Source organism: Fodinibius saliphilus, from assembly GCF_005869845.1.
In the GTDB taxonomy this organism is placed as follows: domain Bacteria; phylum Bacteroidota; class Rhodothermia; order Balneolales; family Balneolaceae; genus Fodinibius; species Fodinibius saliphilus.
Genome location: NZ_VAWF01000005.1, coordinates 47259 through 61824 on the forward strand (window position 1 = coordinate 47259; position 14566 = coordinate 61824).

Below are 14566 nucleotides of genomic sequence, written 5' to 3' on the forward strand. Positions count from 1 at the left end.
CTTACTCATCTTCATCCTCAAAGGTAATAAGGCCTTCATCTCCCATCCGAGTAATCATACGAATAACATAAGCAATAACAACCAACCCTATAAAGCCTTGAACCTTCACGCTTAGCACAGGATGCAGATCAAAAAAAGCAATTATCAAATATTCAACCGCGCCGGAAATAATTACAATTCCGATAAGCCAGATAAACTCTGAAATGAACCTACTTTTAAATTGACTGTCCATATAACTCAGGTCTTTCATATTGGCTCCATTTGGAAACTAAGAAATAAAGCCATTTTATTATTCACTATTTATGCTAGAATATATAAGTCGCAAATAACTATTAGAATCCTAGTTTCCTCTATAAGTCGCTGGTTTGTAATCGCATATATAATCTACCAAAAAATTTTGTTAATCATAAGACAATTATTGATTTTCACTCTCTGAAAAGAATAAATGATATTTATAACATATTGTAATTTCAACATTATTCTATGGGTGAACACTTACTAATAGGCATTACAAGTATTCTTATTTTTGGAATTGGGGCCCAATGGATAGCATGGCGATTTAAGCTGCCAGCTATCTTACTGCTATTAATTTCCGGTATTGCCGCCGGTCCTGTCTTTGGACTACTCGACCCTGACCTTCTAATGGGCGACCTGCTAACCCCTTTTATTTCTGTAGCTGTTGCTATTATTCTTTTTGAAGGGGGATTAAGTCTGCGATTCTCTGAATTAAAGAATATCGGAGGAGTAATCGGTAATCTCGTAAGCATTGGAGTTCTGGTTACCTGGGCCATTACAGGTATTTCGGCCTTCTACTTGTTCCCGTTCGATTGGGGGCTGTCTATTCTTCTGGGAGCTATCCTGGTAGTTACCGGTCCAACGGTTATTATTCCACTTCTCAGGCAGGTACGTCCGTCGGGGCAAGTGGGATCAATACTGAAGTGGGAAGGTATCGTTATTGACCCGATAGGTGCAATGTTGGCCGTCCTTGTTTTTGAAGTTATCCTTAGTACAAGTTTCTCTGCTGCTACCAGTCTTGCGGTAATGAGTATTGTCAAAACGATCTTTTTCGGCACTATTGTGGGCCTCGCCGGCGCTGCTTTGATCTACTTCCTATTGAAAAGACATCTGCTGCCCGACTTTCTGCAGAATCCTATTAGCCTTATGGTTGTGGTTACTGTTTTCACAATCTCCAACATGCTGCAGCACGAATCGGGCTTATGGGCAACCACCTTAATGGGAATAGCACTGGCTAATCAAAAATCAGCACATATACATCATATCACCGAGTTTAAGGAAAATCTTCGGGTTTTATTACTCTCTGCCCTATTTATTTTATTGGCTGCACGAGTAGAGCTCCAAAGTCTTATAAATAATCTCAACTGGGATTTACTAGTATTTCTCGTTATTCTAATATTTATTGCACGTCCTGTTGGTGTTTATGTATCTACCATGTTTTCTGATCTCAAATGGAGAGAAAAACTTTTTCTCTGCTGGATGGCCCCGAGAGGAGTAGTTGCTGCCTCAATTTCCTCTATTTTTGCCATCCAACTCGCAAATAATGGATTTGCTCAGGCAGATCAACTCATGCCTATTGTATTTCTTGTGATCATAAGTACAGTTACCATTTACGGTCTTCCTGCCTCGTGGGTAGCTCGTAAACTTGGCGTTGCCAAGCCCGTTCCCAATGGAGTACTTATTCTTGGAGCCCACGACTGGGCGCTTAAAATAGCTGAAGCCATCCAAAATGAAGGGTTCAAAGTACTTGTTGCAGATGCAAACTGGAAAAACATTGCAGTTGCAAAAAAGAAAGGCCTAGAAACCTATCACGGGAATATACTATCAGAGTATGCCATAGATGACATCAACTTAGACGGTGTTGGCCGGATGCTTTCTCTGACACCTAACGATGAGGTAAACTCTCTTGCTGCTCTACGCTTTGGTGAGATATTCGGTCGCTCACATGTATTCCAACTCCCCCCCAACACCAAAAAAGATGAAGGTAAAGAAGTAAGTAGTCATCTAAGCGGTCGTATCCTGTTTCATCCAAAACTCAATTTCGAGAAAATATCAAAAATAGTAACAGAGGAAGACGACCTGTTGGTTGAAAAGATTACCAAAGAAAATCTACCAAGTGAAAAAAATACGCTGGAGAACAAGAAGATTCCGCTCTTCCAGATCACAAATAATAATGAAATACGTCCCTTCACGGTAGATAACCCCCCAAGCCTGACGGTAGGAAGTAAATTGTTTTATATTCCAAATGTGAATGAACAAGTAGAGAGTGAGACTTAATAATTAAGTATTAATAGCCGGAACAAAAATCTAGACATGACCTTATCCCAAATGTAGAATAAGATTTATCAAAACTGGGATTTGAGGTATCCTAAATTCTTATATATTGCAATAGGTAATAGCTCAATTTTAGCTAAACATACTAGTCATGTTTAGGTTTGTAATAGGTATATTGATAACACTGGTAATAGCCATTCAATTTGGATGTAGTGGTACAACCACACTATTTTCCTCTTCAACTGGTCAAGATAGTACTGCGACTAAACATTATACCACTAGCTTTCCTACTCATGATGTATCAAAACAGATAGAAGATGCACGTAGTGCTGTACTAAGAATTATATCTACAAGCTTTTACAATTCTTATACCTTTGACAAAGCATATCTTACATTAAATGATATAAAAACAAACAACCCACAAGATATAGCTGCAGGCTATTACTCTACAGAACAGAGTTCTGCCGGTACGGGTATTATCCTAGACAATACTTACAATAGCTCTCTAATCATTACCTGTAAACATGTAGTCACATCGCCTGATACAGTTATCACTTATTTTGAAGGGGATAATATTCCAGATAACACATTTATAAAATCTATAAGTATTAAGCGCAAACAAAATGATTTGCTCTTTACAAAAAGCAGGATCTATGATTTCGATATCATTGCCTCTGATGAAAGTTATGACCTTGCTCTAATCGCTGCTGATACCCGCAAAAAGGATAGACTATCATACAATCCTATTCAATTTAAAGCCGGGAACTCTGATGATGTAAAAATGGGCTCATTTCTATATATTTTTGGTTTTCCCAGAGGATACCCCATGCTAACAAGGGGATTAGCAAGTACTGATGCTTATAAAAACAAACACTTTTTCCTTACTGATGCTCTATTTAACCCTGGTATAAGTGGTGGATTGGTAATAGCCAGTAAGAATAACTTTCGCAATTTTGAATGGGTTGGGATGGCCCGTTCTGCAACAGCTTCGGAAGAAAGTATACTGGTCCCACGCACATTTGAAAAGGACTATAGCAAACTTTCCAAACCCTATTTAGACCAACCTTTTGTACAAAAGAAAACCAGGATATCATATGGTGTTACTCAAGCTATCCCAATTGATACTATCAAAGAATTTATCAATTCCCATCAACAAAGTATTACTGCAAACGGCTTCCGGTATTCTGTGAGAGATTAGTAAAACCAGGTTTCCCTTCTTAGAAATGATTGTATATATATCGTAGTACCTTATTCATCTCTTCCTCGACCACAGATGTGGATGTTACATAATGATTATTCATAAAGCTAAAAATAAACTTCTTTCCACTCTCGGTAATAAGGTAACCACTTAGGCAATGGTTATTACTAAGAGTCCCTGTCTTAGCAAACACATATGGCGAATCTTGCTGTGGGGGTATATACGAATCTTTAATAGTTCCCCTTTCTCCCCCTGCCGGTAACAGGTGAAAAAGCTGCTCATTTTTAGTAAACTCATCATCAATTTTCCACAACAGACGAATCATAGATCGAGGGGTAAACATATTGTAGCGGGAGAGGCCAGACCCATCAACCCATTGTGGTTCGTGTGGCAATACATTCAAGTATTCTTCTTTCATCTTTTTGATAACTGCCCGCGATTCCAAAGGGATCCCCAATTCGGCCGCAGCCACCAGTAAAAGCTGTTCCGCAATAAAATTATCGCTAGGCTGTAGCATTCGCTTATAAGCGGTATCGGCTTTAATACTGTAAATAATACTAGTTGAATCAGGCTTCTCCATATTGGGCAAATAGGTTACCGTTTTACCTAATGTATCAGCTAACATATCGGTAATCAGCTGAGGAGTATAGTGATAGGGTTTGTCAATGGTATACCTATTGGTATCGGCCTCCGGTTTATACGCAAAGTTATTATTAGAAAAATCACGGAAAAGAATGGGGGCATCATGTTCACGCTTTACTTCGTTGATATAGGAGCGAAATATAGGAGGAAAAACTGCCAATCCACTATCCGTAGTTACTATTTGCCGTTGTTTTATTTCTTCTATCTTAAAAGAAACTGTATTACCATACATCGGGAGTGGCGACTTTTCAGTTTGATAATAATAATTGGAATCGTCCCAAGCCCACCCGGGTCCAAACCGTTTGCTGGCAAAATTTGCATCCGAATAGTACAGCTTCTCTTCTCTGTTTTTTAGGAATTTATACACTTTCCCATTTCCCATTTTAGAATGCAAAAATGATGGATCCCCTGTGCCCCAAAAAATAAGTGAGTCACCCCGCACTGTATATTCCAGCGCGCGAATAGAATCGGGTAATAGCTTTAATCCTGCATAGAAAGTAAACAGCTTTGTATTCGATGCTGGTGTAAAGTAACGATCCTCATTATGACCATAGATTAAAGAATCATTCGCTGGATCATATAAAGCAAAGCCTGTAAGATTTGATGAAAACACCTTGGAGGTATCAAAGGTCACTGATAAAGGAGAAATCGATTCATTCGGTTGATTATCAACTACCGAGTCAGTCGTTTGGCATCCCGCGGCTAAGATTAATGCTCCAACAGCTAAAAGCAACAGAAATGAACGAAATTTAGTCATTAAGAAATGATATTAGTTTTAAATTAATTCAGTCGACAATCCTAAGCAGATAAATTCAACCCCATCTCGTTTATAATATATTTCTAAGAATATGCTTTGCAAATCTTTGATCTTCTAGTTGAGGTAGTTCTTGCATTTCCTTTTAACTAATAACAGGAATGAAACTCCCTTGCAGCTTAGGTATGGCTAAAATAGGCCGGCCCCCGTATATCCAACATTGTTTTAAGTCCCGGAGAGGCCTCTAATACAGAACGAATTGTATTAACCGTAATAGCAGAAGTTGCAATATCCCCGTTAATACCTCCATCTATGGTTGAAGTAAAAGAGGGTGTGCCGGAAATTGTAATCGTATCATGAGAGTCAGTGACACCTATGGCTGCTTTAAAAACAAGCGTAATAACCTCATTATTATTCATATATCCCCGGCTAATTTGCTCAACCCCCACCACCTCTCCTTTATTAACGTCGATTCGCCCATTTTTCAGGTCTTTAGTCGCTATTACCGGCTCTAATGTCTCAGTCACCTCATTCAGGTTCCATTTCATCGCATCAGCAATCATACAAACTGACTCTTCTAAGCCGACATGTCGAATACCATCGCGGTTTTCGTTAAACTTTTGTTTTGAAAGCCCCACCCCAATCTTATCCCGAAAGGGCAATCGGCGAGGCTCAGCATTCTGTATACGCTCAACCCTAATTTGCTCTACATTCCGGCAGACCGATGTCAATACACTAGGCAGATAATCCATTAGAAAACCGGGGTTCACCCCTGTTCCTAAGCAGCTAACTCCCTTACCGCAGCAATAATCATCTATCCTGGTGGCAGTTGAGGGTTGTGTTTTCCAGGGATGGGATAGCTCTTCACAAGTTGATATGATATCCAGACCACAATCAGCCGTGGCCATAATTTGCTGTTCAATTTTTTTGAGGTCAGAAAGAGTTGTTATAACTGCAACGTCAGCTTCCTTAATGTTCTGCACTGACTCTACATTAGCAACAATCTCTGTTCCAAACCGATCTAATCCGGCATGTATTCCTATATCGTTTCCAATTTTTTGGGGATCCAGATCTACCCCTCCCACTATTGAAATACCTTCACGCTCATTAAGGTAACGAGTTAGCTGTTGTCCTATAGGCCCTAACCCCATTTGTACAATATTAATCATAACCAGGATTCATCTTCGGTAGTTAATTAGTAACAAATTCATAAATATTAGCCGAAATATTGGCAAAAGTCGTCAACACTTCCTCGCGGTTGGGAGCATTTTTGGATAGCAATACCAAAACATACTTCTCTCCATTGGATAAGGTAATAAGGCCCACATCATGATTTACTCCCGTAATCCACCCTGTTTTATGTGCTACCTCTACCTCATTGGGCAGTTGTGCCGGAATCATCTTATTAAAATGTTGTTTCTTGAGAATTTCTATCATCTCATTGGAAGCTTCTTTATTCACCGCCTTTCCCCTACCTAGCTGCTCATAAATAATTGCTTCATCAATAGCAGTAGTCCTATTACTGAGCCCCCGCTCGTATGCTTTAATATCTTCCACCCCTCGTAACACTTTAATGCTGTCTGCCCCATAACTTCGCATTGTCTGGGTCACGTTATGGGCTCCAACCTTCTCTATAAGGATATTAGTTGCCAAATTGCTACTCATCGTAATCATGTCAGTAATTAACTGTCGTATAGTTCGTTTACTGCCAATCAAATCATAAAGCTCTCCCTCACTATCTTCACTTATATCCATTTTATAACGACTGCTATCTACGATACTTCGAAACTCATTTTTCACGAGAATAGAATCACCCAGTGAAAACCTCCCAATCTCTGCCTGTTTAAAAAGCTCGATCATCACGGGCGTTTTCATAGTACTGGCCGCATGAAATTTTTCGCGTTCATTGATATATAGTACCTGAGTGGTATCAGAAAGGTTTTTAAAAGCTATGGCAAAGTCACCTTTAACCTCTTGCAGCTGTTTCTTAATACTACTTTTAAGTGTATCAGTATTTTCAAAAGATTTTGAAGTGCAGGCCGGCAAAGAGATAACAAAAATAAAAATGTATAAAACAAGTAAATATCGTCTTATCATATTGTCCTCAGCCAATTCTAATTCATATTAAACTAAGCCCTTAATAAAATACCAGAACCCTTCAAATGAAGAGCTCTGGTATCTTTACTATTTAAGAGTTTCTCTATTTTATAACTCTAATATTAATAGGACCAGCGGCAAAGTTATCAGTGTCAATGTTATTCATTGATAAACCATTTTCATTAACCACTTGAACTTCCAAATTAATATCTGAAGGATCATTGGGTACGGTAGGTATGGTATATTCAATTCGTAAAGAATCTGTCTGACTAGCTTCCGAAAAACTGGCTTCCTCATATCCCCACTTACTGTATACTTGCTGAGAGGATTGGTTCACCACAGAATCTTTCAGTACGATCTCCTTAACAGGATCTTCCGACCAGAAAAGGAGATCTAACTCTACTGTTTCTCCCTCCTGGTATTCATCTTTTTCGTTTACTATTTCAAAATCGGAAATATTGGGATAAGATCGGCCGGTTTCCTCCATGTTATCTTTCAGCCAATTATCCTCTTCCATACATGATATCATCAGAAAAGCTGTAACTAGAAGTAATATGAGATTTTTCATAACAATTATCTTTTTCATAATTCTGAATATCTTTTGGGTTAGTTATAAAACCACATTGGCGTGCTAATACTCTTTTGGGCCTTTTTAACTTCTGCTTGATTACGGCTCAACTCAGAACTCGGATACACCGCACGTTGGATCCAATTCCCATTTAAGTCGTCATTGTGGTCTGCAGGTAACGCCAAATCTTTAAATATTTGCGGATCAAAATCATAGCGCCGATAATCGTTGTAGACTTCCGGATTTAAGAAGAGGGCTTTAAATTTCTCTTTCATTATAAGCTCCATCGTCAAATTACCGGGGCCTACATCAACACTGGCGGCACTCATATAGTCATTCTTCTCAGTAGCTGATACCCCGAGCTTATCCATATTTGCGCTAATCCCAGCCATATATGCATCATAAGCCTGCTGTGAAGCACCAGTAGCTGATGCATTGCCACTATTAAATTTTAGAAAAGCAGCCTCTGCTTCAATAAACTTCATTTCCGCATAGGTCATCATTAGAATTGGGGCCGCTGCCTGGGAATGAAAAGTTTCGTCCGTAAATACAGTGTTAGAACTGTTATCAGGTGCATCTCCATTAACACCGAAATTGCCGTTTTCACTGCCATAATATTCTGCATCCCCTCCATTTCCAGCAATAATAGGCAAACGTGGGTCCTCCTCAGGATAGGTTTTTCCATTCATCATATCAATAAGCTGATCGGAATGTACTGGAGCAGGATTACCTGTCTGAGCTGCCAAGTAAGCACTAGTATGCCAAGGGTTCAGGTTCTTTTCATTATTGTAGTTTACCTGGAAATCATCTGCATTGCTGGTATATGCATCTCCTAACGCTGAGAGTGCATTATCAGCTGCATTCACAGCTCCCTGTGCGGTAAGGTGGATAGCAATACGAGCTTTTAAAGCATAGGCTGTTTTTTTCCATTTAGCGATATCTCCCCCATATATGAGATCATCACTACCCGGCTCATTAAATTCGGAAGGTGCTTTTTCTAATTCTGTTATACCTTCATTGATGAGCTGATTTATAGTGTTATATATCTCTTGTTGGTTATCATAGCTTGGCGAAAACTCTCCCTCTTTAAAAGCATCATTCCAGGGTATATTTTCCCACGTAGTAGTAGCAAGACTCAGGTTATAAGCTTGCATAACTTTAACAATACCAAGATAGTGGGCAGCATCGGCCTCTTTCGCCTTTTGTTCCATCTCATCAAGGTTATTCAAACTCGATAGATAGATTTCTACCCATGCACCGGCTATTTGAGATTCTTCATGAGAGTCAGTTTCGCCCACAAATGAAATATGTTGAGCATATTGAGAGAACGTAAATGCAATATCGTAATGCGCCTTACTCGTAGAAACCAACACCGGCGGAAGTAATGCATTTAGTCCTATCTCATCTTTGAAAACCCTATTGGGATCTTCGTTGGTATCTCCTCCTAAGTAATTCTCACAAGCGCCAAATGTAAAAACTACTAGGATACATACTAAAGTCGTAATATATTTCTGTAATTGTTTCATGGACATTTCCACTTAATTTAAAACTTAAGATTCATACTGAATGACAAGCTACGCGTCGGCGGTATATTCAAGCCGGTAAATCCATAAGTGTTTGAACCTGCTGCGTACTGTTGTCCTTCTGGATCAAAGCCCCTGAAAGGAGTATTTAGAAACAGGTTTCTGCCAGTAATACTAAATGAAGCTGACTTTAGCGGAATTTTCTGAATAATTTTAGCAGGCAAGTCGTATGATAGCCGCACATTCCGCAGACGAATCCAGGAAGCATCCTGTACTAATATTTCTGATGCCCTATTAAAACGGGTTGAACTGCGATACACCCCCTGGTTTAACCTTACAGGTGTAGTATTGGGTGATCCATCAGAGGTTACTCCCTGGAAAATGACTTCATCATTTCTCCATTTCGTTATCTCCAGAATACCATTTCTGATACTATTACGCTGCCCTGAATCATATGCATCAGCACCCATCCTAACTTCTAGTAAGAATGACAAGGATATATTTTTATAATTAAAGGTATTGGTAATCCCACCTTGCCAATCAGGAAGGGCATTTCCTACTTTTACTAATGTATCAGTTTTAACAGTTGGCAAACCATCATCGGCAATCAGCAACTCTCCATCAGCAGTATATTCAAACTTGTATCCATATAAGTCTCCCATTTCGCCTCCTTCCTGGATACGGTTGACAACACCGGCAAAACCGCTATTAGCAAATTCAATAACATCTAAACCTTCCGGCATTTCGGTTACTTCACTTGCTACCGAAGACCAGTTAACTGCAAGATCCCAACTAAAGTCATTATTCTGTATGGGAGTACCATTTACGAGCAGTTCCAGTCCCTCGCTCTCAATTTCTCCGGCATTAGTTGTATACCGCGACAAGCCCGAGGGATTACTAACAGGAAATGCAACAATCTGGTTCTTACTGGTTTGATTAAAGTAAGTAATATCAAAACGCAATCGGTTGTTGAGAAAGCGTAGATCTGTTCCTACCTCAAAAGAAGTAGTAATCTCCGGTTTTAGATTAGGGTCTCCGGCCCGAGTATCTTTACTAAAGCCCCCTACACTACCAAAGGGGAAATCTGAATCTCCTTCAAAATACTGCCCCACACTATAAGCAGGAGCATCTTTCCCAACTTTTGCCCAAGAAAAGCGAACCTTTCCAAAAGGGAACCAATCACTGTTGGCTAACCCCAGATCTTCGGTAAATACATATCCCAAACTAGCTGAGGGATAGAAGAATGACCTATTATCTTCAGGTAAAGTCGAAGACCAGTCGTTACGTCCGGTAAGAGTCAAAAAGTAAGTACCATCATACTCGAGCTTTGCATCAGCAAATACTCCAACTAATCGGCGCAATAAAGCAGACTCATTAGTGAAGATATTTGTAGTATTTGCAAGCGAGCGAAAGTCACTGATATTTAACCCTTCGCCTCTAGTATTCAAGCGCTCCGACTTTACATCCGTAACTTGATTACCTAACACTAATGATCCACTTAACTTCTCACTGAAATCACGATTTGCTCGGAGATACAGATTTGAATTTAACTGTCGATAATTAATCTGCTCTTTTACTAAGAATCCATTAACCTGGGTACCGACATCCAGATTAGGAGGAACAAAGCGCTCTCTGGCATCATTGTAATAATCAGCACCAAATTTGTAATCCAGGGAGAGCCAATCAGTAAAATCATAGCTCAAACCTACATTTCCGATTATGCGGTTAACATCATCCTCAAGTGTACTATGTTCCGCAAAATATCTTGGGTTATCAATAAAACCGGAATTAGGATTACTTCTAAATCCGGAATAATTTTTCTGGTCCCCATCCGGGAACTCATAATCATTTACATCATTAGAAGGAGTCCAATAAGACAAGGAACTCATAATTGATTTATCTCCTCCCGTTGGTCTCACTCCTCCAGAATTCGAGTAATTTACCGACCCCGAAATATCAAAGTCCTCAGAGACTTTATGCGAGCCGGATAATTTAAACGTAGTTCGACTCCATTCTGTATTGGGGACTATACCTTCTTCATTCACATTAGAAATCGAAGAAAAATAAGTCGTATTTTCATTTCCTCCTGAAATACTTAATGAATTACTGATATTCATTGATCGACGGAAAAAGCGTTCAAAGTTATTATACACTTTGGAAGACTCTGTTGTAGGAGGCCCATACTGCCAAAACTCGAAGCCGAATTCACGATAAGGTAAAGCGCCATAATAACCATGCTGGTAATCATCCTGAATCTCTGGCACCTTATTAACTTCGCTAAAACCAACCTTAGAGTTTAGCGTAACCTGAGTATTACCGGCCTCTCCTTTTTTAGTTGTAATTTCTACGACCCCGTTAGCTGCCCTCTGCCCATACAATGCTGTAGCAGCCGGCCCCTTAAGAATCGAAATATTCTTAATATCGTCGGGATTTATATCAGCACCACGATTTGAAAATGAAAACTGTTCAGCACTACCGGGCGAATTAGTACCTTCGCTGGGAAGCACATTTCCATAGCTAGTCTCATTACTTACCGGTACTCCATCAATAACAAACAAGGGTTGATTATCTCCACTAGGACTAAGTGAAGAAATACCCCGAATTGTAATATCCATACCTGCTCCGGCTGCTCCACTAGTATTTTGAATATTGACGCCAGCAAGCTTTCCCTGCAGTGCTCCTACTAAATTAGATTCTCCACTTTCTGCAATCTCATCACCTGTTATCTCCTGTACCGAATATCCCAGTGATTTTTTTTCTTGCTCAATGCCAAATGAAGTTACTACTACTTCATCAAACTTTTGCGCTTCGGGGGCCATTTCGACATCTATGGTCGTTCGATTATTAATTGGCACACTTGTTCTACGATAACCGATAAAAGAGAATACCAGCGTATCAGCTTCTTCTGGTACATTAAGCGAATACTGCCCCTGTTCATTCGTAGAAGTACCAACAGTAGTATTTTTGACAAAAACATTTACACCAGCCATAGTTTCACCGGTTTCAGCATCAGTAACGGTCCCGGTAATCTCTTGTTGGAAAACCACAGAGGTCTTCGTGAGATCGATCCGTTTTCGTAAAACAATCTCCCGTGTTTTAGAAATGACGGCTTCATACTCGGTCGCCTCCAGAATCTGCTCTATAGCATCTGAGGCAGTTATATAATCATACTTTAAGGTGATTGGTTTATTAAGTGATTGCAGCTCGGCGTTATAGGCTAAACCTAAACCAGCCTTCGAAACCACCATTTCCAGTACTCTTTTGCGAGAGATATCTTGCTGGTTAACAGAAATTACTTTTTGCAACTCCGGTACCTGGCTTGAATACTCATCAACAGAATAAAATGATTCTGCCATTGCATCTTGCGAAACGGATGTCAAATATTGTGCATTTGCCACATTATAACAGCCTTGGGTTATGGGCAAGATTACCATCCCGAAAACCCCCAAGATAACAACCCGTTTAATCAAAGTTGATAACAATTTATTCATATGACTAACCTCCAATTAAAATTGTTCATTTGTAGAAGTAAACCTCTAGTTATTTTTATGTATTAGATCGTATCCCTTTTAGTCTTCGTTTTCTGTTTTTGCTTATCACTCACTGATGGCGAGCTCATTTTAGCTTATATCTTTATTTAGTCCTTAAAAAAGTGACGCGATTTTCTGCAAGCTCGTATTCTATATCCAATGACATCGCAATTACATTAAGTACATTCTTAATTGAGCGGCTTTTTAAGTAGGCTGTTAGTTCTTTATTTTTTATCTCAGAGTTCTCAAAAGAAACTTCAATCCCATATCGCCTTTCGAGTGATTTAGCAACATGCGCCATTGGTTCTTCATTAAACTTTAAGTATCCCTTTTTCCAGCTGAGGTATAATTGCATATCCTCAACTTTAGTCATTCTTATCCTATCACTACCTAGCTCATAAGCACCCATTTCCTGGGCCGTCAGTAATCTTTTAGCAGTATCCATAGAATCTGTTTTCGTGAAGGAAACACGTCCTTCTTCAACCACAACCCGAACATTTTTGTCCTCTTCATATGATCGAACAGTAAAAGCAGTTCCTAATACCCGGATTTTTGTCCCGCGCGAATGAATTATAAAAGGTCGTTCGGAATTACTTTTAACCTTGAAATAGGCTTCACCTTTCAAATAAACTTCCCGAATATCAGTTTCAAACTTTTCAGGAAATCTCATAGAACTACCTGCATTTAACATCACTTTTGTCCCATCTCCCAGTGTCAGGTTAACCCGCTGAGCATTAGCGGTACTCACTTCACGAAGAACGGTTTCGGTAACTTTAGGTTCCGGGCTATACCAATTTTGATATGCGAATACCCCTATTAAGGCTGCAAGTAAAAATATTGCTGCTATGCGAACAACTTTTTGTGTCATCGAATGGATAGAAGAAGAACGATATTTTTTAGCATAAGAGTGTTGTTTATTACTAGGCAATTCCCCTTCCTTTTTCAGCCGTTTCTGCAATTTTTTCCATTGTTCATCTGTACCAAACATGCCGTACACGGCGCTTTGATCTTTCTCTGAACTATCCCAAATACGCTTAAACTGTTCAACCTTTTCCTTATTTTTCACATCAGCACTTATCCAGTTTTTTACTTTGTGTTCTTCATCTGGGGTACAATCACCAGCCATATACCGAGCTAAAAAACGGTTATCAATGTCATCAAACTTCATATACGTATTTCTCTTTCTATTTTAAGATCGATCTTCACTTATATGACAGTTGCAAATACGGCTACCCCCAAAAAAAATTTAAGAGAAATGTTTTTTAGAATTTTTTTGGAAATTGCTAGAATTGGAAATTAAGATAGCGACAATAACCAAGTGGGAACAATGGTAATGTTTGGCAACTACCCTTCCTCCTTCGAAGCGGGGAAAATGGATACGGTTTTTTTACAGTTCAAGATCGATACTGGTTCGAATGTCATCCAGGGCCAACCCCATATGGTTTTCAACTGTTTTTCTACTAATATCCAGCACTTCCGCAATCTCTTTATAACTTAGCCCGTGTTTACGATGTAGTACAAATACCGACTGACGTCGTTGTGGCATCTCTTTTACGATACTCCAAATTACCTTTACCAACTGTTCATCACTTTGACTTTTCTGGGATGACTGGCTGGGGGCTACTTTTTCTTCTTGCAACGACAATTGCTTTTTTAGCTTCTCCTGATGATCTCTTTTATCGATAAAGTTTAGGGCTTCGTTACGTACAGCCCGAAACAAATACGCTTTAAGTGAAGTATGAACATTCCAATCCCGCCGTCTTTTCCATAGCTTATAAAATACCTCTTGAACTACATCCTTTGCTCGTTCACTGGACTTTGTGAACTGTAACGCATAGGAGCAAAGATCAAAAAAGTATTCAAAAAATAGCTGCTCAAAAGCCTGTGGATTGCCCTCGCGGACTTTTTCCACCAGGTGTTTTTCAGACTTATTCTTTTTTTCTTCAATAATGTCCATATACTTTG

11 protein-coding genes are annotated in these 14566 nt (G+C 39.4%); 2 read left to right on the top strand and 9 right to left on the bottom strand.

Going from position 1 to position 14566, the window contains the following annotated elements; genetic code table 11:
* Position 1: 1 nt before the first annotated feature.
* Positions 2-250: a hypothetical protein gene (locus FCN14_RS15050; RefSeq protein WP_138432130.1), complete on the bottom strand. Its 249-nt coding sequence runs from the start codon at positions 248-250 to the stop codon at positions 2-4.
* A 233-nt stretch (positions 251-483) separates the two neighbouring features.
* On the opposite strand from FCN14_RS15050, the gene FCN14_RS15055 reads away from it, so the two are divergent.
* Both FCN14_RS15055 and FCN14_RS15060 read left to right on the top strand, forming a co-directional pair.
* Positions 484-2292: a cation:proton antiporter gene (locus tag FCN14_RS15055; protein WP_138432131.1), complete on the top strand. Its 1809-nt coding sequence runs from the start codon at positions 484-486 to the stop codon at positions 2290-2292.
* Positions 2293-2440: 148 nt separating this feature from the next.
* Positions 2441-3487, top strand: coding sequence for a S1 family peptidase (locus tag FCN14_RS15060; RefSeq protein ID WP_138432132.1), 1047 nt, complete (start codon positions 2441-2443; stop codon positions 3485-3487).
* A 19-nt stretch (positions 3488-3506) separates the two neighbouring features.
* Here the strand turns inward: FCN14_RS15060 and FCN14_RS15065 are convergent, their stop codons facing one another.
* The 8 genes from FCN14_RS15065 to FCN14_RS15100 form a co-directional block, all read right to left on the bottom strand.
* On the bottom strand, positions 3507-4886 hold the full coding sequence (locus FCN14_RS15065; protein WP_138432133.1) for a D-alanyl-D-alanine carboxypeptidase/D-alanyl-D-alanine-endopeptidase: 1380 nt from the start codon (positions 4884-4886) through the stop codon (positions 3507-3509).
* A gap of 176 nt (positions 4887-5062) precedes the next feature.
* Positions 5063-6052, bottom strand: a complete 990-nt coding sequence (locus FCN14_RS15070) for an NAD(P)H-dependent amine dehydrogenase family protein (RefSeq protein WP_138432134.1) — start codon at positions 6050-6052, stop codon at positions 5063-5065.
* A gap of 22 nt (positions 6053-6074) precedes the next feature.
* Positions 6075-6980, bottom strand: a complete 906-nt coding sequence (locus FCN14_RS15075; RefSeq protein WP_138432135.1) for a serine hydrolase — start codon at positions 6978-6980, stop codon at positions 6075-6077.
* A gap of 103 nt (positions 6981-7083) precedes the next feature.
* On the bottom strand, positions 7084-7566 hold the full coding sequence (locus FCN14_RS15080; RefSeq protein WP_138432136.1) for a hypothetical protein: 483 nt from the start codon (positions 7564-7566) through the stop codon (positions 7084-7086).
* Between the two features lie 20 nt (positions 7567-7586).
* The gene (locus FCN14_RS15085) at positions 7587-9074 is read right to left on the bottom strand and encodes a SusD/RagB family nutrient-binding outer membrane lipoprotein (RefSeq protein WP_171032962.1); all 1488 of its coding nucleotides are present in this window, start codon (positions 9072-9074) and stop codon (positions 7587-7589) included.
* 17 nt (positions 9075-9091) lie between these two features.
* Positions 9092-12562 (bottom strand): SusC/RagA family TonB-linked outer membrane protein, encoded by a 3471-nt coding sequence (locus tag FCN14_RS15090; RefSeq protein ID WP_138432138.1) that lies wholly within the window; start codon positions 12560-12562, stop codon positions 9092-9094.
* A 142-nt stretch (positions 12563-12704) separates the two neighbouring features.
* The gene (locus FCN14_RS15095; RefSeq protein WP_138432139.1) at positions 12705-13769 is read right to left on the bottom strand and encodes a FecR family protein; all 1065 of its coding nucleotides are present in this window, start codon (positions 13767-13769) and stop codon (positions 12705-12707) included.
* A 219-nt stretch (positions 13770-13988) separates the two neighbouring features.
* A complete protein-coding gene (locus FCN14_RS15100) occupies positions 13989-14558 on the bottom strand; it encodes an RNA polymerase sigma-70 factor (protein ID WP_138432140.1) in 570 nt (189 codons plus the stop codon).
* Between the last annotated feature and the right edge of the window lie 8 nt (positions 14559-14566).